Annotated in this window: 20 protein-coding genes; all 20 read right to left on the bottom strand. The window is 36.6% G+C overall.

Features of this window, described 5'->3' with window-relative positions; all coding sequences use genetic code 11:
- Window positions 1-87: 87 nt before the first annotated feature.
- Window positions 88-843, bottom strand: coding sequence for a glycosyltransferase family 2 protein (locus BM146_RS00785; protein ID WP_074882930.1), 756 nt, complete (start codon window positions 841-843; stop codon window positions 88-90).
- Between the two features lie 118 nt (window positions 844-961).
- Window positions 962-1,261, bottom strand: coding sequence for a hypothetical protein (locus tag BM146_RS00780; RefSeq protein ID WP_074882929.1), 300 nt, complete (start codon window positions 1,259-1,261; stop codon window positions 962-964).
- A 10-nt stretch (window positions 1,262-1,271) separates the two neighbouring features.
- Window positions 1,272-1,613 (bottom strand): DUF5674 family protein, encoded by a 342-nt coding sequence (locus BM146_RS00775; protein ID WP_074882927.1) that lies wholly within the window; start codon window positions 1,611-1,613, stop codon window positions 1,272-1,274.
- 120 nt (window positions 1,614-1,733) lie between these two features.
- A complete protein-coding gene (locus BM146_RS00770) occupies window positions 1,734-4,937 on the bottom strand; it encodes an O-antigen ligase family protein (protein WP_074882925.1) in 3,204 nt (1,067 codons plus the stop codon).
- A gap of 68 nt (window positions 4,938-5,005) precedes the next feature.
- On the bottom strand, window positions 5,006-6,877 hold the full coding sequence (locus BM146_RS00765) for a hypothetical protein (RefSeq protein WP_074882922.1): 1,872 nt from the start codon (window positions 6,875-6,877) through the stop codon (window positions 5,006-5,008).
- A gap of 71 nt (window positions 6,878-6,948) precedes the next feature.
- Complete coding sequence (locus BM146_RS00760; protein WP_074882920.1) at window positions 6,949-8,181, bottom strand: lipopolysaccharide biosynthesis protein; 1,233 nt, start codon at window positions 8,179-8,181, stop codon at window positions 6,949-6,951.
- Complete coding sequence (locus tag BM146_RS00755; RefSeq protein WP_074882918.1) at window positions 8,171-9,004, bottom strand: glycosyltransferase family A protein; 834 nt, start codon at window positions 9,002-9,004, stop codon at window positions 8,171-8,173. Before BM146_RS00755 ends, BM146_RS00760 begins: the two co-directional genes overlap by 11 nt.
- Window positions 8,991-9,347: a DUF2304 domain-containing protein gene (locus tag BM146_RS00750; protein ID WP_074882916.1), complete on the bottom strand. Its 357-nt coding sequence runs from the start codon at window positions 9,345-9,347 to the stop codon at window positions 8,991-8,993. Before BM146_RS00750 ends, BM146_RS00755 begins: the two co-directional genes overlap by 14 nt.
- Window positions 9,344-10,057: a glycosyltransferase family 2 protein gene (locus BM146_RS00745; protein WP_074882913.1), complete on the bottom strand. Its 714-nt coding sequence runs from the start codon at window positions 10,055-10,057 to the stop codon at window positions 9,344-9,346. The genes BM146_RS00750 and BM146_RS00745 overlap by 4 nt, the downstream gene beginning before the upstream one ends.
- Window positions 10,058-10,094: 37 nt before the next feature.
- On the bottom strand, window positions 10,095-11,294 hold the full coding sequence (locus BM146_RS00740; protein ID WP_074882911.1) for a class I SAM-dependent methyltransferase: 1,200 nt from the start codon (window positions 11,292-11,294) through the stop codon (window positions 10,095-10,097).
- A gap of 85 nt (window positions 11,295-11,379) precedes the next feature.
- Entirely contained in the window at window positions 11,380-12,495 is a 1,116-nt protein-coding gene (locus tag BM146_RS00735; RefSeq protein WP_074882909.1) for a glycosyltransferase family 4 protein, read from the bottom strand.
- A complete protein-coding gene (locus BM146_RS00730; RefSeq protein ID WP_074882907.1) occupies window positions 12,492-13,580 on the bottom strand; it encodes a glycosyltransferase family 4 protein in 1,089 nt (362 codons plus the stop codon). Before BM146_RS00730 ends, BM146_RS00735 begins: the two co-directional genes overlap by 4 nt.
- Before the next feature lie 22 nt (window positions 13,581-13,602).
- Window positions 13,603-14,262, bottom strand: a complete 660-nt coding sequence (locus tag BM146_RS00725; RefSeq protein WP_083413336.1) for a DUF4214 domain-containing protein — start codon at window positions 14,260-14,262, stop codon at window positions 13,603-13,605.
- Window positions 14,263-14,274: 12 nt separating this feature from the next.
- On the bottom strand, window positions 14,275-14,718 hold the full coding sequence (locus tag BM146_RS00720; RefSeq protein WP_074882903.1) for a hypothetical protein: 444 nt from the start codon (window positions 14,716-14,718) through the stop codon (window positions 14,275-14,277).
- A 19-nt stretch (window positions 14,719-14,737) separates the two neighbouring features.
- The gene (locus BM146_RS00715) at window positions 14,738-15,925 is read right to left on the bottom strand and encodes a glycosyltransferase family 4 protein (protein ID WP_074882901.1); all 1,188 of its coding nucleotides are present in this window, start codon (window positions 15,923-15,925) and stop codon (window positions 14,738-14,740) included.
- Window positions 15,926-15,927: 2 nt separating this feature from the next.
- Entirely contained in the window at window positions 15,928-17,100 is a 1,173-nt protein-coding gene (locus BM146_RS00710; RefSeq protein ID WP_242949312.1) for a glycosyltransferase family 4 protein, read from the bottom strand.
- Between the two features lie 36 nt (window positions 17,101-17,136).
- Window positions 17,137-18,411, bottom strand: a complete 1,275-nt coding sequence (locus tag BM146_RS00705; protein ID WP_074882898.1) for an ABC transporter ATP-binding protein — start codon at window positions 18,409-18,411, stop codon at window positions 17,137-17,139.
- Window positions 18,411-19,187: an ABC transporter permease gene (locus BM146_RS00700; protein ID WP_074882896.1), complete on the bottom strand. Its 777-nt coding sequence runs from the start codon at window positions 19,185-19,187 to the stop codon at window positions 18,411-18,413. Before BM146_RS00700 ends, BM146_RS00705 begins: the two co-directional genes overlap by 1 nt.
- 8 nt (window positions 19,188-19,195) lie before the next feature.
- Window positions 19,196-20,131, bottom strand: a complete 936-nt coding sequence (locus BM146_RS00695; RefSeq protein WP_074882893.1) for a GDP-mannose 4,6-dehydratase — start codon at window positions 20,129-20,131, stop codon at window positions 19,196-19,198.
- A 194-nt stretch (window positions 20,132-20,325) separates the two neighbouring features.
- Window positions 20,326-21,033, bottom strand: a complete 708-nt coding sequence (locus BM146_RS00690; protein ID WP_074882891.1) for a glycosyltransferase family 2 protein — start codon at window positions 21,031-21,033, stop codon at window positions 20,326-20,328.
- Between the last annotated feature and the right edge of the window lie 15 nt (window positions 21,034-21,048).

Raw genomic sequence — 21,048 nt, 5'->3', positions numbered from 1 at the left:
TTATTTCCTTAATTGGGTGATTATTATGATATCTTGTTTATTTTATCACAATCCCATTGTACTAACCACCTTTACTTGCAGGGCACATCATGACTGCTTCGTTAACACATATTTTGCAAGTTCCTGGGCAATACACTCAATCATATAGAGTCTGGAATAACCATTCCTCTCATAAACTTCATATTTAAGGCCTATACGCTTTAAGGTATTCTTAAAAGACTTTTTGGAGCTGGCCCCACCAATGATAAAGTTAGTGATGATTTCCGGGATGATATGAACTTTTTTGCCCATTTTAAGCGCCCTGAGATACCATTCATAATCGTTATGGACGTTACCTACGATATAATCCCCCACTTCACTATAAGCCTTTTTGGTAACAAACATAGCTGGGTGATTAAAATTGCGTGATGTCTGATATCGTCTAGAATATTTCGCGTACTTACGAATTATCTGTGAGCCATTGTGAATATAAATACCGCCCATGTATATGTCAGCATCTTCGCTTTCTATTTCTCTAAGCAGTATCTCCATAGCGTTTTTTTCATAGTAATCATCGCTGTTAAGAAGTCCGATAATGTCACCTGATGAAGCGTGAATTCCCTTGTTCATGGCATCATAGATTCCATTGTCCGGCTCAGATATTACTCTTAAGGCGATTTCTTTTGCATCGTACTGCTCCCTGTAGCCTTCAATAATACTTAAGGTATCATCAGTAGATCCACCATCAACAATGATGTGCTCATAAGGGTGTATGCTCTGGGCAAGGATTGATTCAATTGTCCGACTGATAGTCAGCTCGCTGTTGTAGCAGGCTGTAACTATGGTTACTTTAATATTTGACACGTAAGGCTCCTATGTGATCATCTGTACTATAAACTATGACATTATTTTTTACCACGAAAAACAGCGATGTTTATATAACATCGCCTGATTATCCTGTCAATGTATAATTAATATATCATCAAAAGATGGCTGAAAAAAAAGAATTCCAATAGGACATAATACTATTTTTATCATTTTTATATTTATTTGAGCTGAAATAGTCCTTTAGTTCATCTTCAACTATAGTTATCTCTTCTATCCTATTGCGATTCTTGGGATCATCTTTTGTGAGTCTTATCCATTCTAAGGCCTTTTCAAGATAATCATTAGCCAATTTAGGCTCATTTTGGGCTTTTCTGTCAACAGCTCTTTGGATTTCGCCACCTATATTCAAAATTTGTTCACTAATGCTCATCTTATTCCATCTTGCACTTTCCATATATATCACCTCATCTGGCAATCCATCTATTCACTATGTCTGTTAAATAATTTATGGTATTTTCGTCAGTTATCACTCTACCAAATGTACCATTTTGAATTTTTCTATTTTGCTTTACATTCAATGTGGAACTCCACTCTATGGAATGATCCTCGTAATATATATTGGCACCAAATAAATCATTTTCATCAGATCCATCATCATAAAGCTCTATGCCCAGATCAGAATGCATTTCCATATTAACTGCAACAATTTCCCTTTTTGCATCTATAACTATCTTAACCATATCTTCAAAATACTGTGGCTGCATTTCGTGAATCTCATCAATACTTACTCTGTTTCTTAAAATCATAAAATCATTCCTCTTTATGCATTTAGGAAAATGCAATCGTCCTCTATTATTGGAATTATATTATTTAATAGTATAACAATTTATTCTCAACAAGAAAACAGCGACGCTCAGTAATTTTCGTCATTTTGAATATCTGGTAAATGTAACAGATTCAATCTCAACTGTGCCTGGTTCGTTCACATGCACAAGAAATTTATAATTTGCGCCGCCTCCGGCAAAATCAAAATTATAATTTAGCTCACCATTTTCATCAAACATGCTGCTGGTAATAACTGCTGAAGCCATCTGAGTCTCTGTCATATTGACCATATCTTTGGAAATAATCTCAATTGTGCATAAGTCGCGGTCTTCTGTAGATTGATCGCCGCTCAGATTTCGTAACTTAAATGTAGCTGTATACTGGCCAGGTAGCACTTCTATATCTGTACCTTCTACTATATCCTCAGCGCTAACCTCATAGCTGCCAGGGAAATAATCCATCGGTGTATACCCAAGACTCTTAAGTGCTGCAATTGTACCTTGATCATTGGTATATACAGCAGACCACTGAGATATAGGCTGATAAAGAAATCCTTCATTGATAAGTCGCTGTGCTTCAACATTTATATCTGTAATTATGGTGATATTTTGCATGGCAGCAAGACTTGCACCACTAAACAGAGTGCCTTTTATATCACCAAATCTCGTATTGTATAGTGCAGGATAAGTATCGCAGTAAATATCTCCGTCAGCCTCATCCTGAATGGCTTTAATTGTTACAGCCTCCGCCTCCATCTGCCATGTGATATCATCGAAAGCCATTCTGATCTGAACATTTCCAAAAACAATCAAGATCACTGTAAGAACAATCCCAACTGCCAATCCGATAGAAGACCAATCATCTGTATGCTTTGTAGTAACTAAAGATATAATAGTGCCGCAAGCACTCCATATAAGGATCAATATACTAACACCTAGTAAAAAAACAGTAATTAATGAAGCAAATCCCCCAATGTTCCCGCTTATAGAAACAACTACTGTTCTTATCCATGTGTAAAACCAAGGAAGCTTATATAGTATTATTGCAAAGATTGCACTAAATATAAAAGGCTGCCACACTAGCTTTTCATCTTTCTCGTACCTGACCATTCCCAACCATATACCGGCGAATATCCAAATAAAATATGAGACGTTTGCCCAGTATTGCAAATCAGCAAACAAGGTGGCTGACATTACTATGAATAATAGTACGGAAATAAATCTTGTCTGTTTTTCTTTAATGCAGAAAAAACCACGTATTGCTGCAATATAGATACCCAAATAAAATACAAAGCAAAATACACCGAAGTCCGCTAAAAGACATATAAAAGCATTCTCAACAGGTCCGGCAATCTCATTTTGTGAAAGAATTGTAGTATTGACACCTATGGTATTAAAAGTAGTCTTTAGTCCTCTTCCAAAAAGGATTTCAAGAAGGCTACCGCTTCTAGCCAGCCTGATAGTTTCAACCGGAGCAACTATCCTGTATCTGAATCCGATATCACCGAAATAGTTCAGGTAAGGATCCTGCTTAAAAGCTTCAAACATGGCAGTAAACCTGGAAGTTACGTTAGTTATTGCAACCATGTTGGTCTTAAGGCTGAAAATAATCAGTCCTATTATAAACAAAATTACAAGAACTGCACCCGCTATTATAGTTTTGGTTTTTGACCTATCAAATGATTTTGTTGATACCTTTTCTGCAGCTATGCTATTTACAGCATTTAACTTTCTATCTCTGCAGCTGATCACAGCATACGCTACAAATACCGCCGCAACCAATATCAAAGCGCTTCTTGTAGCTGTGAGAACAACACCTGCTATTGCAATTGCACTTCCAGCAAATTTGAAGACTTTTTTATCTATGAAGAACAACGAAAGCATCAGTAATACTATTGCTGCAGTTGCATCAGGGATTGGATTGAGGAAGTACATATTCATTCTATATGCAAAGTGATCGAAGAATACATACTTGATAATTGCTGAAGACACCAGCACCAGAAGCACCCCCCACAGCTTTTCCATTGATGTTTCCACACACTCTTTTCCATGCTGTGCAATGCAATATCCTCCAAATACCAAAAAGAAAACAGTCAGTGCAAATCTGTATGATGCAATTTCAGGTTTATATAATAATGCAAAGAAAGTTGTGGACATGACGGTGGCTGTCGTAAAAACAAGGTGTTCTACGGCAAATCGTTTTAAAAGATTCAGATTATCTTTTACCCCGGACATGGCAAAAAATATCACAAAGAATATCAGTTCATAGAATCCGTCGCTTTCTTCACCGCCAATGGTCATTAGAACAGCAAACAAAAGTCCCATGTAAAGGTAATCGCTCCAGACGAGCAATTCACTGTTTGTCTTTTTTTCCTTATTGATAAATACAATTCTCCCAAGCAATATTCCAATCCCTGTATAGATAAGGTATATGACATTGGTCCAATGTTCCATAGCATAGAACATGCTGCCAAACATCATAATTAACACGAGAATGGCCTGCTTTTTGGCCAATTTGTCTTTACATCTGACAATCACGACTATGGCTGTGATAAAAGCTGCCAAATATAAGATAAATGACAAAGCACCAAATTCATAAAGCATTGATGAGAATGTGTTATCGCAGTTATCCGGCAGGTGATATCGAGAGACCAATAAACCTCTTCCAAAAAGGATTTCTCTTTTTCTTCCTGACAAAAACGGAGTGATCGTATCCTTTATGAAAAGTGCATTAGTTATAGATAAAGCCCCACCTGTTAATAACTTAATAGCTGCAACAGCAGAAACCAATCCTCCAACGATTTTCTGCCAAATATCTTCCGAAAATATAAAAGTAATTGCAGCAAGTATCAGAACCGCTTCCAGTTCAGCCTGGGAATTCACAAAGTAACCTGATTTACCTGCAAAAATCATTCTTATGATACCAAGTATTATTACAGCCAATAATAATACCCACATCTTTTTGTAGGCATTTTCAAAATTCCTGCCGCCTGCTGCCACCATAAAGCCCGCGAAGATTGTTCCAAATGTTGAAGCAACAAATTTAAGGGAGTCAGGATTGTTGTTAATAACTTTATAATATACCGAGAACATCAGCATTATAGCTGTAAACCACCAATATCTTTTTAAAAAAACTACTGCCTTCCGGAGGTTGTCTTTTAAACCACTCAAAAGAAAAAAGACAATAGGCGCCATCAATAAAAAGAGGTGGTCCCTTGATATATCAAGGTATGTTATATATATTGCTACTGCCAATCCTATCGGCAGATAGTCATCCCAGGTTAAATATGTTTTTTTATCTGTCATGTCCCTTGTATCACCTATCTGTACTTTATCCTTATGTTACATAAGTACATTGTCTTTAAGTTACAGCCTTATTTTACATTCAAAGTCTTATTATCAACATTTCTGTAAACCGTAAATTCTGCTCCACTGCATTCCTCAACTTTTTCAAGGCCTTCATAGATTTCGTCAAGCTGGTTATAACCATCGCCTGCAATTATGTAGTCAATTGTCTCTGTATGATACTCATATTCCCAGATAGGAAGTATGAATGTAGCATCAGAAAGCGTTCCTGAATACGCTTCGTTACTAAGGACTGCCAATAAATCGTCCTGACTGATCTCATATTGATTATCTGTGGCATCAAAGTAAAAATCGTAAATCTTGGTATCGGCCGTAAACAGCCCCCCTCCAACAAACATAACATTGGAATTTGACAGATCATTATCCATAAAGAATTCATTAATCCGAGCCATTTCATTTACGTTGTCTTTCGATGCACCGTATGTATCCTTCACAATTTTATATGATGAAATGAAGTTTACCAGACATAACACTATAGCTACTATGCTAAAGGCATACATCAGTGTCTTCCTCTTTACCGTATTTCCAAGTCTCATGTATGCAAGCACAATTAAAGACGCCAAGCCTGTTACAATATAAGCAGCCGGATAAAAAAGGACCAGATCTGATCCATTTCCACATAGTCTCGGAAATCTTTCATTGAGTTTATAGCTATACATGAGAGATAATCCGCCTGTGGTGTTTATAATCCTAAGTCCCTTGAAAACAACAACAGAAATCAGAGAAATGATAGCCCACCAGTAATAATCTTCTCTTTTTACCTTATCCTTTTCATTTACTTCCATAGTCATGAATGAGAAAAACACGGGAAGAAAAACAAATATAAGCGGGAACAAATATCTCAAATGCACGGGAGGCATTGGATCTCCACGATACTCATTGGTAAAGATCATTATTCCAATTACCATTATCATGCCTATGAGTTCTATCATGCCTAAAAGATATGTCTTTTTCTGTAAAACAGTCAACTTGGCAAATCTTACAGCCGGAACAACCAATGGCAGGATAAAAAAGGCTATCATTGATGAAACAAGATAATATATTCCCATATAAAAGAGGAAATAGATTGTGTATGGTTGTTTCAATGCTTCAATAGAAGATGCACTCTTGTCAAAATATGGGTTAATCATATTTTTGACAACCAGAAGTTTAAAGGCCAAATAGCAAACAGCAAAAGTTAGAACAGCAGAAAAAATATGACTGTATCTGATATTCTTTAACCACTCTTTCAGCTCAGAATTTTTAGTTCCATCTTTTTTTGAAAAAATACCTGACAGTACTTCTACTCCAAGAAAGGAAAGCAATAAGCAAAGACCTATTTCTTTGCAGTTATAGGATATATAAGAAAAAATTCCTACAAGAATTGGCCATTTGAAGCTTGTACTTTTGAAGGATTTGACGCATAGATATGCTGTAAACACTACTAACGGCAAATAGAGATTTTCTGACATAAATGTCGCTGCAATAGTCATGTCAGGCCATATGAACAAAATTCCCATAATGATCCAGGTATAGACTTTTTTGACACCAAGCTCTTTACATATGAAATAAGCAGGATAAAATGTCAGTGATATAAGGATACTATTTATCAGAACAACTACTCGCATCCTAATCACAGTATCTGTGATCATAAATGCCGGCGATAGAACAAGAGGATAAAGTATGTTCAAAAATGGTATCGGGACCCCGTGTACTCTGAATGTTTCACCTCTTACCAGACTCTTTACTACTCCTATATATATAAGTTCATCCCTGTAGGTTTCAGGTTTAATGGAGTAATTACTGATAATATATAAAAATGCAACATGCATCAAAAATACCATCGTCAGTATCAAAATATCTTTATTATCACTCTTGGTTCTTACTGTGTTTTTACTCATGTAATGCCTTCCTATATGATTAAGTCCGTGTTCTTGCAACCTATATGCAAGAAGATATTGTTTTTATTACCTTACCTGGCTTCTTTTTTATCCTTACATCCGGTACTTAATATTATCCGGACTATCATTGCAATGACCAAAAAGCTATAGGGAATTATCTGGGCTATGCTGGCTCCATTCATCCCAAAAGTACTTATGCACCATTTTGTAATTATAACATTTACCAGCATACTTACCAAAATGATAGATATAAGAAATGCATTCTTTCTCATGCCAATGATAATAGCAGATAAAACCCATATAATACCTGTAAGAATTGTCACTGTAATTATGGGAATAAACAAATCATAATGTTCCAAAATCTTCTGTCCAAATAAAATTCTCAGTGCTATTTTCCCAAGTAGCGCAGACATTATATAACAAACAACTATAACTGCTGAAAATACAAGCAAAAGTTTCCTAAAGATCTCCCTAAAGTCCTTCATATCCCCGCACTGATATTTACGAGAGATATCCGGAAGAAAGGGATTAAATGCTACCATTGCAAAAACCTGGATTACAAGAGTCGGCGTTGCAATTGTTGAATAGATTCCAAGCTGCTCATTCCCCAGCATCTTGGACAAAACTGTTTTAGGATATAGGTTATGAACACTTAAGAGAAAAGAAAATACAACTATCGGGGCGCAGATTTTCAATAGTCTGAATACCCTGAGACTTATCACCGGCAAAATGTTTTCCAATCTGTTAGTGACTCTGTAATCCCATAAAAAAACACTGATAAGATTCAATGCCGCCACAATAACCAATGTTATCAACAGACTGCCTGTAAGTTTTAGTATACTAACATACGCTACTATGGATAGTAATCCCCTGATCATATAGGAAATTCCAATATAATCATATCTGTCATACTTCTGATCCTGTCCATGCAGCACATCTGCAAAAGCTTCTGCAATTCTGATAACCATGAATGCACACACGCAAGCCGACATATATACCGTGTTTTTCATCAAAGAAAATACGGTACAAGTCACAAGTGCAATAATATTTGTAAGGAACCTGCTGCCCACATACTCATGCACAGAATATTCTCCATTCACGTCAGAAATCTGATAATTCCTCATACTGAAAAGAGCAATAGCTGAAAAGCTACTGCTCATAGTCATTGCAATAGACAGAAATCCTGCATCCTCATAGGTTGATATATAGACCACCACAACTGTCATAAGCCACTGGCAAAAACTGTAGAAGATGCTGCCAACAGTATTCCACATAACATTTATATATTGCTTTTTAGAGTTCATTTTGAGATTCACCTTTGCGATAATAATGCGCAATAATTCGTGCAAACCACTTTGGCCAGAATTTGCAGAACATGTCATAATCTTCCTCAGAACGCTGGTGTCCCTTAATAATAGATGTTGTTGCCGACTCAACATGTATTCTATGGAGCATAAGAATCTCGTTTATAAATACAAAGTCTCCTTTGAGTCTGGAAAACCTCTCCCATGCCTGCCAGTCTATTCCACCAAGATAACCGGGGATAAACAACTCTTTAGGAAGGTTTGCCGGAACGTATGTAACAGAAGGACAGCAGATAGGAGAACCAATGGACAATATCCTTCTTCTTACAAATATTGAATGCCACAACACTTTTGCACGTAAGGGAAATAGCATTATTCTCTTAATATTTAGAAGTTTATTATCTACTACTTCTATGCCATCTCGTAATTCACCATAATCAGTGAATATTATAAGAGGCTTGCGTGCCTTATTCGCATTCTCCAATATTTTCAGGGTATAATTTTCCTTATAGACATCGTCCTGATGCGCTATAGTAACAAGCGGAGTCTTCGCGCAGGATACAGCAAAATTCCAATCGCTTGCAATATTGCTGTTACCTTCAAGTTCTTTATTTACAACAAGTTCAATTCCGTACTTTTTTGAAATTGCTTTTAAAAATTCATTTGGAGTCGAAGTAGTCATGCATATATTGGATTTCAAGCTTTGACTTTGAAGTGACTTTATACATTCTTCAATATATCTGCTTTCTCCATATGCACATATAACGAATGTATGATCTGATGCCTTGTAGTACTGCTTCTTCGACGTTTTATTTGTTTCCATTATCAGTTTCTCTTATCTTTTTTTCAAGAAGCGCAATCTTTTGACTTAGCTCTTTTATCTCAGAATTCATTTTGGATACAGTAATTGTCAGCGAATATATAATTGTAAGTGAGAAAATAAAACCGCACAAAAAAAGCATGTTTATAGGAAGCGCTATTCCAGCCAGAGTTGTTATAAATTCAACGACCTGAGGAAAAATAACAAGCCCGCCCAAGACAACAATCAGCAAAAACCACGGCAAAACATATCGAATATCAACTTTCTTTTTGTGAATCTGCCTTGCAAGAAACACGGCAAATACTATTAAGAGTATAATTAGTAAGATTCGTAGTCTTCCACTCATCGCTTTTTATTCCTAAGTTTTCTCAATCTGGCAAAAACAATCGCCAAAGACACTTTTATCATATAGTATACCGATTTACGAGGCTGTATCGATGATACTCCTCCCTGTCTTTCTTTCATGACAACCGGTATCTCTACCACTTTCTTTTTATCAAGCAGTACCTCGACAACACTCTCGGGTTCCGGATAATCCCCGGGGTAATCTTGTGAAAAGAGTTCTATCAGGCTTCTGCCTACCATTCTAAACCCTGAAGTCGGATCGGATATGCTATTTCCTGTCATCAACTTAATTAACTTTGTAAAATAGCTAATGCCCAGTCGCCTTGCAAAAGATGATTGAAATCCTTTATTTTCAATGAATCTTGAACCAATGACCATGTCAGCGTTGCGTTCCAGCAAAACATTTTCCATATCATGTAGAAATGCAGGATCATGTTGACCGTCTCCATCAATCTGAACAGCTATCTCATAACCATTATCAGCCGCATATCGATAGCCGGTTTGAACAGCACCGCCAATTCCAAGATTTATTGGAAGGTTAATATAATTAAAGCCCTCATCTATGCACTTTTTAAGGGTATCGTCTTTAGAACAGTCATTTACAATTATATAGTCATAATCCGAAGCTTTTTTCTGTATGTTTTTTATGGTATCAACAATGCATTCACTCTCGTTATATGCAGGTATTATGATAAGTTTTTTGCTTCGCATTTATATTATCCTATCAATTGCTTCCGTCTTTTTTAGATTATCTTCTGGCAATTATCGCATAATCCTGACTGCCAAAGAGCATGTTCTCAACTCTTCTCATCTCATTATTAAATGCAACAATATCCTCTGAATCGCCATTTAAGAGCGGTATCTTATCAGGCATTCTGCTGCTCTCTGTAAATAGTATATTAACCTCACTAAAGCCTGCTTTCTGAGTCAGATACTGAAGTGTAAGAGGATGAACAGGCTTACTGTGGGAAGGATCCATGTAAAAGCTATTAGTAAATACAGCGAGACACATAGGATTAGGTGTCTCCATAATGAGATATGAGCCCGGAAGAAGTTTCTCATAAGCAACATTCAAAACTTCTATCACTTTTTCAATCGGCATATGCTCAACAACCTGTCCAAGGAATATTCCATCAACCGATTCCTGACTTCTGATATACTCCAAAGCATCCCCATAAATAGCAGGAAGATGTCTCATCTTCATATACTCAACATATGGAAGGTACATGTCCACACCGGTAACACCGATACCATTTTCATGAAGCAACTCTGTGAACTCGCCTCTGCCACAGCCAAGATCAATAACATTTTTACAATTTTCAAAATATGGTAAATAAATCTTCTGTACTTCTTTTATCTGATCTCTCGGACCTCTAAAATGGTTCTCAAAATCAAAGTAGTCAATCTGATTATAAGTGTCTCCTGCCGGTGCCTTGATTGCCTCTACCGAAGTATTAGCTGCTGCACCTTCCAAAGAGTTACTATCTGCAGATTCTGCGACAAATGAAACCTTGTCAGCAACAGAATCTGACATAGCATCTTGGCTTAATCTTGCCTTAAGATTGCTAAATTCCATAGCAAGATCTGAAATAAGCTTTTTGTCCTCAGCTTCGTATGAGTTGACTATCCTGTCATGTCTTTTCCATATTTCATTATTGTTACGAAGATTAATACTGACAGTCTCAAGGTTATTACTCACAACCGCAAGATCATTTCTTAATCCTTCTATCTCTGACTGAAGCTTTTTATTCATTTCATGCACATTGTGATTGTGCTCATATAAATTATGAATCTTATCCTCTAAGTCTTTTATTATTGCTTCATCATTTGCAACTTTTTTATTATATGCCTCATTCAGCGCATCGAGTTCTCTACGCACAAGCCATTTCTGCCCCGGCATATATGCCTTGATAACTCTTAGTATTTTTTTGAGCGTAGTATTATCCATTACAATCACCTTCTGTAAAACTATGTTTATGTCATTTATTTATGAATATACCCCTCATGTAGCTAAAACACAGATATTGAAAAGATTAGTTTTCTTTAAAAAACTGCAAGAACTGTGCTTCGACTTTATCGTGAGCGAAATCTTTCAAGCGTATTTCTTCGTTTTTTAGCATAAGCTGCCTCAACTGATCATTCTCAACTACCATGTTGATAGCCTCAGCAACAACCTTAGGATCCTTGTCCTTAAGAAGAAGCCCTGCTCCACCCAGAGTTTCGCCAACTGCCGTTTTATCATATGCAATAATAGGTACTTTAAAATACATTGCCTCAACAAGAGGAACACAAAATCCTTCATGTTCACTAAGGCACAGGAACACATCTGCGACTCCATAATATGCCAGTATTTCATCAAACTTTATATGTCCGGTAAAATATACATCCTGAAGTTTCAGCTCATTCACATATTTAGCAAGTGCCCTATAATAATGGTCATTCTCATTGTATGCGCCAACAATAAATAATCTTGACTTAGGATTTATATACTCATGATAGTAGTAAAAAGAACTTATGACATCTTCCTGTTTCTTGTTTGGCGCTACTCTACCGGTAAAAACGATATTTACATAATCGTCATTACCATATTTTTCAAGAACAGCTGCATTCTGCTCTGTCTTATAATCATCAAAAGCAATCAGGATAGGAATAGGCTGCATCGGACATTTATATCCGTAGCTTATAAGGTCCTCCATATTGAATGTCGAATCACACACACAAGCCTTGGGAACATCTGAGAGCATCTTGACCTGCTCAAGGCCTGTTGCACAAAGCTGCCTTAAAACCTCATTGCTATCTTTGAAGAAAATCTCAGGAGTAATATTGTGGTAATTTATTATTATCCTGGCGTGATAATCTTTAATCCTATAGTTAAGTTCATCGCCTGTAGATAAATGATAGAGAATAACATCCGCATCATCCCTGAAATCATCAACTTTTTTCACTCCGGAATGCTTAACTCTTGGATCTATATTTTTAGCATAAATGGCTGTATCAATATTATTCTTTTTAAGTAAGTCATAAAGAGCTAAAACATGGTTGCCGATTGCATCTCCATATGCAATTGTCGGCAGTATCTGGACTATTCTGTTGCCCGAACCCGATTTAGTCTCTTTGGGAGCACATTTGGTCAAAAACGGGATATTCATAGCTCAACTCCTGTTATTATTCTAATCTGCTCTATGAATCTCTCCCTTATAACATTATATGTATAATTAGACTCGTAGTTTCTTTTTCCGGCTTCTTGGAGAGCAGATACATCATGTTCTTTTATATATCGTAGCGCTGCAACATATTCAAGCACGTCTTCATCAAAGACAAGCTGATCAGGGCCAATAGTATCAGGCACCGCGCTACTTCTTAATGCAACAACCGGCAGTCCCAGACTCTGCGCCTCGATTACAGGAACACAGAATCCTTCATGTTCACTGCAGCACAGCATCACATCACTGCCCTGGTAATATGCCATCAAAGTATTATCATTTACTTCACCGATAAATTCGACTTTAGAATCAAGATGATATTTTTCTATCAGATCAAGTATTATCTCTTTATATACTGATATAGCTGTATCAAACTTACCTACAAGTCTTAACTTTATCTTGTCATCATATCTTGCACAGTACTCCTGCAGGATATTTATAAGCATGAAATGTCCTTTATTTGGAACAACTCTTCCAACAAAAAGCACATTAAGGTCATCAGATTTATCAAGTTTTGACAATATCTTTTTATCCGGCTTAGCCTTGTGCCATTCGTCAATCATGTTAAATGGCGGACAGATAAACTTTCTATCGTCTTTTACATAATTAAGCTCGCTTGAATTGTATTCTGAGTCTGAAACCCATACAAAATCAGGAAATTCCTTCTGAAGAGTCTCTGTAAGCTCCCTTCCCTTCTCGCACTGCTCATAATACGATTCATTGTATGGCTCAAAAAACGCTCCCGGTGTAATATTATGGTACTTTACTATTACAAGTCCTTTCGCATTTTTTAATTTCTCATAGCCCTGTTCCCAATAAGTACTATGGTGATAAATAACTATAGTTTCTTTTGACTCTAAATATTCATCAAGCTTATCTTCATCAATGTACTCTAATCTATCATTTAGTCTATGTTTAGCGTATATATAACAATCATGTTTTTCTCTGATGATGTTAAACATGAACTCTATATCATTGCCTATTGCATCATAGCCTTTTACATTTTCATGCATCAATATAAATGTAGCCATTATAGCAAATTCTCCTGACCTATCAGTTAAGCTTTAGAACACGCTTAACAACACGCTTAATACGTCTTAAGAAGCCTCTGATCTTTCTGCGAATTTTAATAACTATGCTTTCTTTGAATGCCTTAGCATTATCCTCTGCAATGCCAATCAGTGCAACGCCTCTGTTCATACATTCAATTGAACCACTTATTTCCAGGAGTATCTTCTTTTTATCTACTCCGTGGTCTAATCTCTCCAGATTATCCTTAATAGCAGCATCTTCAGGTTCTCTTCCGAGAAGCCACATATAGGACTTTTCAATAAATTGAACTCCGTCAAGGCTTAACAAAAGATTTGCATCAACACTTTTAGCCTTGATTGCATATACTCTTGTACCTCGTGCTATTGCTTCAGATGATAAAGCAATTGTCTGTATGAGCAGTTCCTTACTCATGGACTTTGAATTCAATGCCTTGGCATATCGCTTATACTCTTTTTCATCAGGTTTTCGCCCAAGTATCCTAAAAAAGAGTTCCTGCACCAACTCACTATCATCAACTTTGGTTAAATCAGTGTACAAAATCGGCATTTCGAAAGCAGAAACTGATTTTGGGGTTGTTCTTAATCTGTTAGCTTCAGCAACGATTTCTGCATGTATGCTTGAAAAAGTATTTTCACTATTCATAGAATCATTCTCTTTCATAAGATGGCAACATCAACCATTTTTTTCAAGCTGTTCAATTCTCTTTTTCAGTTCAGCAATCTGCTTGTCTTTTTCCTTAATATCGCTTTCATACTTCTTGATAAATGCATGAATCTGATTGATACTCTGTGTTGCTGATCTGTTGTATTCATTAACCTGAAAAACTACAGGCGGAAGGGCAAAAGAAATCATTTTTCTGATACATCTTTTAACAAAGCCCTTTAATCCAGTGCCTATAGGAATCTCATAATAGTTGATATGGCTGTTGGCATTGGTCTGTTCAACTACCTTGCTGAAAACGCCGGAATTAAACACATCCATAGATACGTTCATATCAGCAGCAACATCCCTGAATTTGAGCATATCCTCGGTATAACCGCGCTCTTTTATCTTGGCACGGATCTCATCCATTATCTGTTCAATATCAATATTTTCAATAACTTCTGTATTATTCATCTATATTCCACCTCTATCATTACTGAGCTATTTCCTCAAAAAAGCTAATTGCCTTTTTCGTAATAACATCCCAGTCAAATGTTTCCAGGACATACTTTCTGCCAAGTTTACCCATTTTATCCGCAACTTCCGGATTGTTCAGAATATAATCCACACAGCCTTCGAATTCAAAGTAATTGTCAAAATAAAGTCCTGCATTAGATTCCTTAACAAAATTCTTGGTTACATCACATCTGTTATGAACTATAACCGGCCTCTCACATAACCAGCTCTCCATTATAACAAGTGAAAAGCTCTCATGAATTGAAGGCTGACACATCATTGAAGCTGCAGCACAAGCATCATATTTATCTTGTCTGTCAACAAATCCGATATCAATTACTTCACTGGCAATATCATCAGGTATAGTAACTTCGCCGCCGCCAATAAGAACAAGCTTCAATTTACTGTCTTTGTTTCTATCCTTATACTCTCTGAAATAGTTTATCAAAGTATAGATATTCTTTCCAACATCCTTACGTCCTGCATACAAAATAAACGGATCATTTACTTTATATTTTTCGCGAAAGCGCTTTTCATCATATGAGAAATCATTATCAAGGCCTATTCCAAGCGTAAGCTGTTTAACATTTGAGAAATCGAAGACTTCATTTGCCAAAATTTTCTCTGGTTCGGCATTATAAAGCATTCCGGCAGCCTTTTCGAAAACATCCTTGAAAATCCTCATATGTATATAGGATTCTTCGTGAAAACATGGAATAACAACAGCCTTCTCAGGACACGCAAGAATACCGTTTATAGTTGTTCCAAACATATATGGAATATAGACAAACAAACTATATTCATCCTGATGTTCAGATATATATTTATACATATCCGGACTGTTAACCATCTCACGAACAAAAGTCTCCTCTTCCTCATCGGTCAAAGAAACATTATTCATAAGTTTGGTATTAACAACATCAAAAGCATGTGTATCGCGCTTTCTGACCTTAAATCTTCTGGTCGGAATACCCATTACTGTATCCAGGCCCGGAGTGTAATAGTCAATATTCCAGTCAGCTGTAAACTGCTTAACACATGTTGTTAAAACTTCAATATCAATTCCTTTGGCATATAGATGTTTAATATGCTCTCGCATCGCCATCTCTGCGCCGCCCGGTATGTTTTCTCCAAACCATGGAGCTACAAAAGCTATCTTTTTCATAATCACTCTTTCACACTACTATCTTTAATCTTCTGGATCAGCTCACATATCCTTCCTGTGACTACATCCCATTGATAATTCTCATCAACATACTTAAGGCCATTAGCCCTTAAGGCATCACATACTTCAGGATGCTCTTTAAAATATTCGAGACATCCCTCAAATTCAGGATAGTTCACATAGTACAATGCACCATTACTCTTCTTGCAATGTGCTCTTAATACATCACAGTGGCCATCCACCAAAACTAATGTATTAAGTTTCATGGCTTCCAATACAACAATTGACAAGCTCTCAAATCTTGACGGTAAAACAAGAGCATTGGCAGCTGCTATTCCATCGAACTTATCCTGATCACTGGTAAAACCTGTTTCGATGATATCTTTGTTTTTGGGAATATCCAGAACTTTTTTACCAATGAGAACAAGCTTCAAATCATCATTATGTCTTCTCTTATATTCTAAAAAGAATTCTACAAGTTCGCGACAATTTTTGCCTTCATCAATTCTGCCAACATATACAAGAAATGGAGCGTCCCCAATTTTGTACTTTTGTCTGAAGTTCTCAGGATGAACTTCATCCGGCAATTCTATTCCAATGCCGCCCAGCTGTGACGGAATATCTGCATTGTTAAATCTCTTATGAACAAGCTCTCGTTCTTCTTCAGTATTAAACAAAAAGGCTTTCGGTGAACTAAACACTTTTTTAATTATCTGCATACTAAGATATGGTTCATCATGTGCTTCCGGTACAAGTATCGCTCTGTCCGCAACTATTGATAATCCCATAACAGTAGGGTAATAGATATATGTAAAAAAGACGAAAGCATCGTAATTGTAATGATTATCTTCAAGATACTTTAAAAGATCCGGTGAATATGGTCCCTGCCTTTTAGCCCACTCCTCTTCTTTATCTACAGGAAGTTTCTGCTCTCCGGCGATATCATTAAGCTTTCTAAATGATTTCTGATCACGTTCACGCTCAACTCCGAAGCGGATTACATGTACCCCATTAATATCCTCTTCATCAGCCGTATAATAATCCTTCCATGTCATATAATCCACGGCCTTAGTAGTAACAACATCAAGCCTGTTGCAATGTTTTACCATATGTTCAGCAAATTGGCGGCACTGTAATTCAGCTCCGCCATTTACTTCAAGTCCATATCTTTGCACAACAAAACAAACTTTATCAAACATCTCTTTTACCCTTTACAGCATATTTTCGCCATTATCCAGGATATCAGACTCCCACTTATGAGGAATCCTCATAATATAGGCATCGCCAACACTTGATACTACATTGAAACGAATTGCCTCTTTGTAATAGTCAATAGGAATACCGCCCTGCACTTCAATAGCAAAGTCAAGCCAATATCCTCCCTGAAGGAGCATTGTCTTTGGAAATGTGATTTTAAAACCACCATCTTCCGTTATGTCAAATTTATCAAATCGTTCTATCTGGGTATTGGTGCCATAACAGGCAACACCATCATTCCTAAAAATTCCAATGCCGATAACTGCATCCTTAATTGGCTTGTAAACTTTATAATCAACTTCAACAGAAAACTCTTTTTCTGTCCTTACTGTTGACGTTTCTTCACCATTTTCGTCCAAAAGACGAATATTAGTCATTACAACATCTTTTCGACCATATCTCTTATCGGTATCTTTATAAGGTCCTGTTTCCTCAGTATCTTTTTTATCTTCTGACTTCTCAGCCTCTTTAGCAGCTTTATCCTGATTGATTGTCTTCTGCGCCATGTAATCAAGATATTTAGGATCAACCTCTGATGGCTTGCCTTCAGCCATTATCTTTCCATCTTCAATCCAGATACTTCTGTCACAGAGCTGTTCAACCTGCCCCATAGAGTGAGATACAAGGACGATAGTAGTACCAGATCCCTTTATAGCTCTCATTCTGTTAAAGCACTTTGCCTGAAATGCGGCATCACCAACAGCAAGAATTTCATCAATAAGAAGAATATCTGCATCAACATTAATTGCAACTGCAAAAGCAAGTCGCATATACATTCCTGATGAATAAGTTCTTACAGGATTATCTATAAACTCTTCCAACTCAGAAAAGCTGATGATCTTATCAAGTCTGCTATCTATCTCTTTTTTGGACAATCCAAAGATTGATGCATTGATATAAATATTCTCTCTTCCGGACATATCCGGATGAAAGCCCGCACCAAGTTCAATAAGGCTTACTACTCTGCCCTTTAGTTCAACTGAACCTGAATTTGGATATATAATCTTTGTCAAAAGCTTAAGGGATGTACTCTTACCGCAACCATTTCTACCAATTAGCGCTACAGCCTCACCTTTTTTTACAGAGAATGAAATACCTTTTAATACTTCACGATAGCTGTACTTGCTGTTGTGATAAATAAGCTTTTCTTTTAAAGTCTTCCCTCTGTCGTAATATATCTTAAATCCTTTATAGACATCTTTTACTTCAATAACATTTCCGTTTTGCATTACATTTCCTCTGAAAATTTCTTTTTAAGGCTACCAAAAACAATTGCACCAATAGCGAATATAACAAGTGCAAAAATCGCTGATGTCGCAAGATTCTTCATATCCGGAACCACCTTGCTATAGATTATATCTCTATAAACCATCAATATAGGTGTTAATGGATTCATCATAAAAATTGGTCTAAGCTGTTCCGGCACCATATCAACGCCATACATTACAGGACTCAAAAACTGCCATGCCATCATAAACACAGCAAGAATAAACTCGAAATCTCTGAAAAAGATAGTAATAGAAGAAGAAAGAAAAGTAAAACCAAGTGCCATTAAATATTCTATTACTATAATAATGGGAAGGAATAGTATTGCTTTCAAATTGATTCCATGTCCGGTAACAATTACAACTAAAAAGATTACTATGAATGATAAAAGCATATTCACAAGCTGTGCTGTAACATGAGCAATTGGAAGTACTTCTCTTGGGAAGTATATTTTATTTACCAACTCTTTCTGATTCCAGATAACCGTTGATCCTGCGCTGACACTAAGATTAAAAAAGAGCCAGGGAACAAGTGCAACAAAAAGGAACAGGTAATACTTATCATAACCTGCCCTCATAATAACTGAAAAAACTATAGTATAAACAATTAACTGCAGCAAAGGATTAAGCAGGGACCAGAAAATCCCCAATACTGATCCCTTATATTTTCCCCTGATATCTCTGTGAACGAGACTGAATATCATCTCTCTATACTCATATATTTCTTTTAAAGTTTTCATATTATTACTCAACTACGCTTTCTTGACACAAAATCTTCATACATTTCCCTAATGGTATCCTTAAGATCTATTTCAGGTTCCCATCCAAGGTCTTTTGTTATCTTACTGTGGTCTCCAAAAATAGTATCATTTTCAACCGGGCGGATAAGCTTTTGATTAACTTCTATTTCAACAGGCTGTTCAGACATAGAAGTAATAAACTCCAATATTTTCTCCAAATAGATAGCTTTTCCGCTGCAGATATTATAAATCTGGCTGCAATCATCACTTTCAAGAACCATTCTATATGCTCTGACAACGTCTCTTACATCAGAAAAATCCCTTGCAACATTAAGATTTCCGACTCTGATAGTTCCCGGCTTGCCACTTACAGATATCTCCGCAACCTGTTTGCACCAAGAAGGAACAACAAAAGTATCAGCCTGTCCGATTCCGGTATGATTAAATGCCCTTACATAATGAACATGCATACCATAGTGATCTCTGTAAAGAGAAACCAGTCTTTCAAGCATAACCTTACTAATACCATATGGATTATTAGCATCAAGTCTGTCAACCTCAGAAATAGGTTCAGCCTTCGGTGCATACTCCTCACTTGATCCTATAAAAAGAATATGCGCATCAGGATTAGTTTCCTTAACGGTTTCCAAAATATTAACAGGACCCACAACATTAACATCAATAGTAGTCTGCGGAATCTTCCATGAGAGCCCTACTGAACTGATTCCAGCCATATTAATGATATAGTCAGGATTAACCTCAGCAATTACAGTCTTAACCCTGTCAACATCCATGATATCGCATACCATAGCTCCGGCATACCTTTTATCAGTAATCTTGCCATACCTGCTACAGCCATACACTTCATAATTATTACTGACGAGCTCATTTACAAGATGGCCTCCTGCAAATCCCCCTGCTCCAAACACTAATGCTTTCTTCATAACCATTACCTTTCTATGAAAAAACGTACACTAACGTACTTATTATATTATCTAAACATGCAGTTAACAAGTTTATACTATGCCGTTTTTTTTGTCAAACAGCCAAACAAAATAGCATAAATACACGGTACTTGCAAACAAGTATTCAAAAACTTACAGCTTGCAATTGTGTCATGATGTTTAACAAATCAGTATTAAACCATTTCTTTCCTAAACTTTATAAAATCTCCAAGCGCTTTAATGCCAATTTTCACAATCTTAGGTATGTTTATACTGTTAACGCCACCCTGTCTGGGTTTAAAAGAAACTTCCCTAAATGTTATATTTTCTTTATAATGAGCAAAAAAGGTGGTAAGCATTATATTAGGAAGATTATAATCTTCATTGAAACGCTCAATATACTTGCTGACAAGTTCAACCTTCATAAGCCTAAATGGTGCATTGGCATCAGGAACCCTGACTCCAAACACAACTCTAAGAAGGAAACAAACAACTTTTTCAACAAATGCTCTTGATGCACCATCTCCTCTTACAGTTCGGTTTCCAAGAATTGCATCATAGCGATCACGAAGGTTCCAGAAAGCCTCAAATTCTCCGGGATTTGTCTGATCATCTGAATCAGTTTGAAATACATAATCGATATTGTTGTCCCTGGCATATTTGTACATAGCAATCAGCTTCGGGCCGTGCTGTTTCAAAGTATCATCAAGTATTTCAAGCTGTGGCAACTCTTTCATCAGATTAGTCAGAATCTCATGTGTCCTGTCTTTGCTACCGCTATCTGCAACTATAAGTCTTGAATTTTCTGCCTTTCCTTCCAAAAGGGGATACCATTTCCTGACAACCCCTTCTATTGTTTCTTCTTCGTTGTACGCTGGCATTACGATGTAAAGTGAATTCATTTTTTCCTCTTTTCT

The organism is Butyrivibrio proteoclasticus, assembly GCF_900115735.1.
Classification (GTDB): Bacteria; Bacillota; Clostridia; order Lachnospirales; family Lachnospiraceae; genus Butyrivibrio; species Butyrivibrio proteoclasticus_B.
Note: the sequence above shows the minus strand (reverse complement) of the source record. Positions and strands in the feature narration are given on the sequence as shown.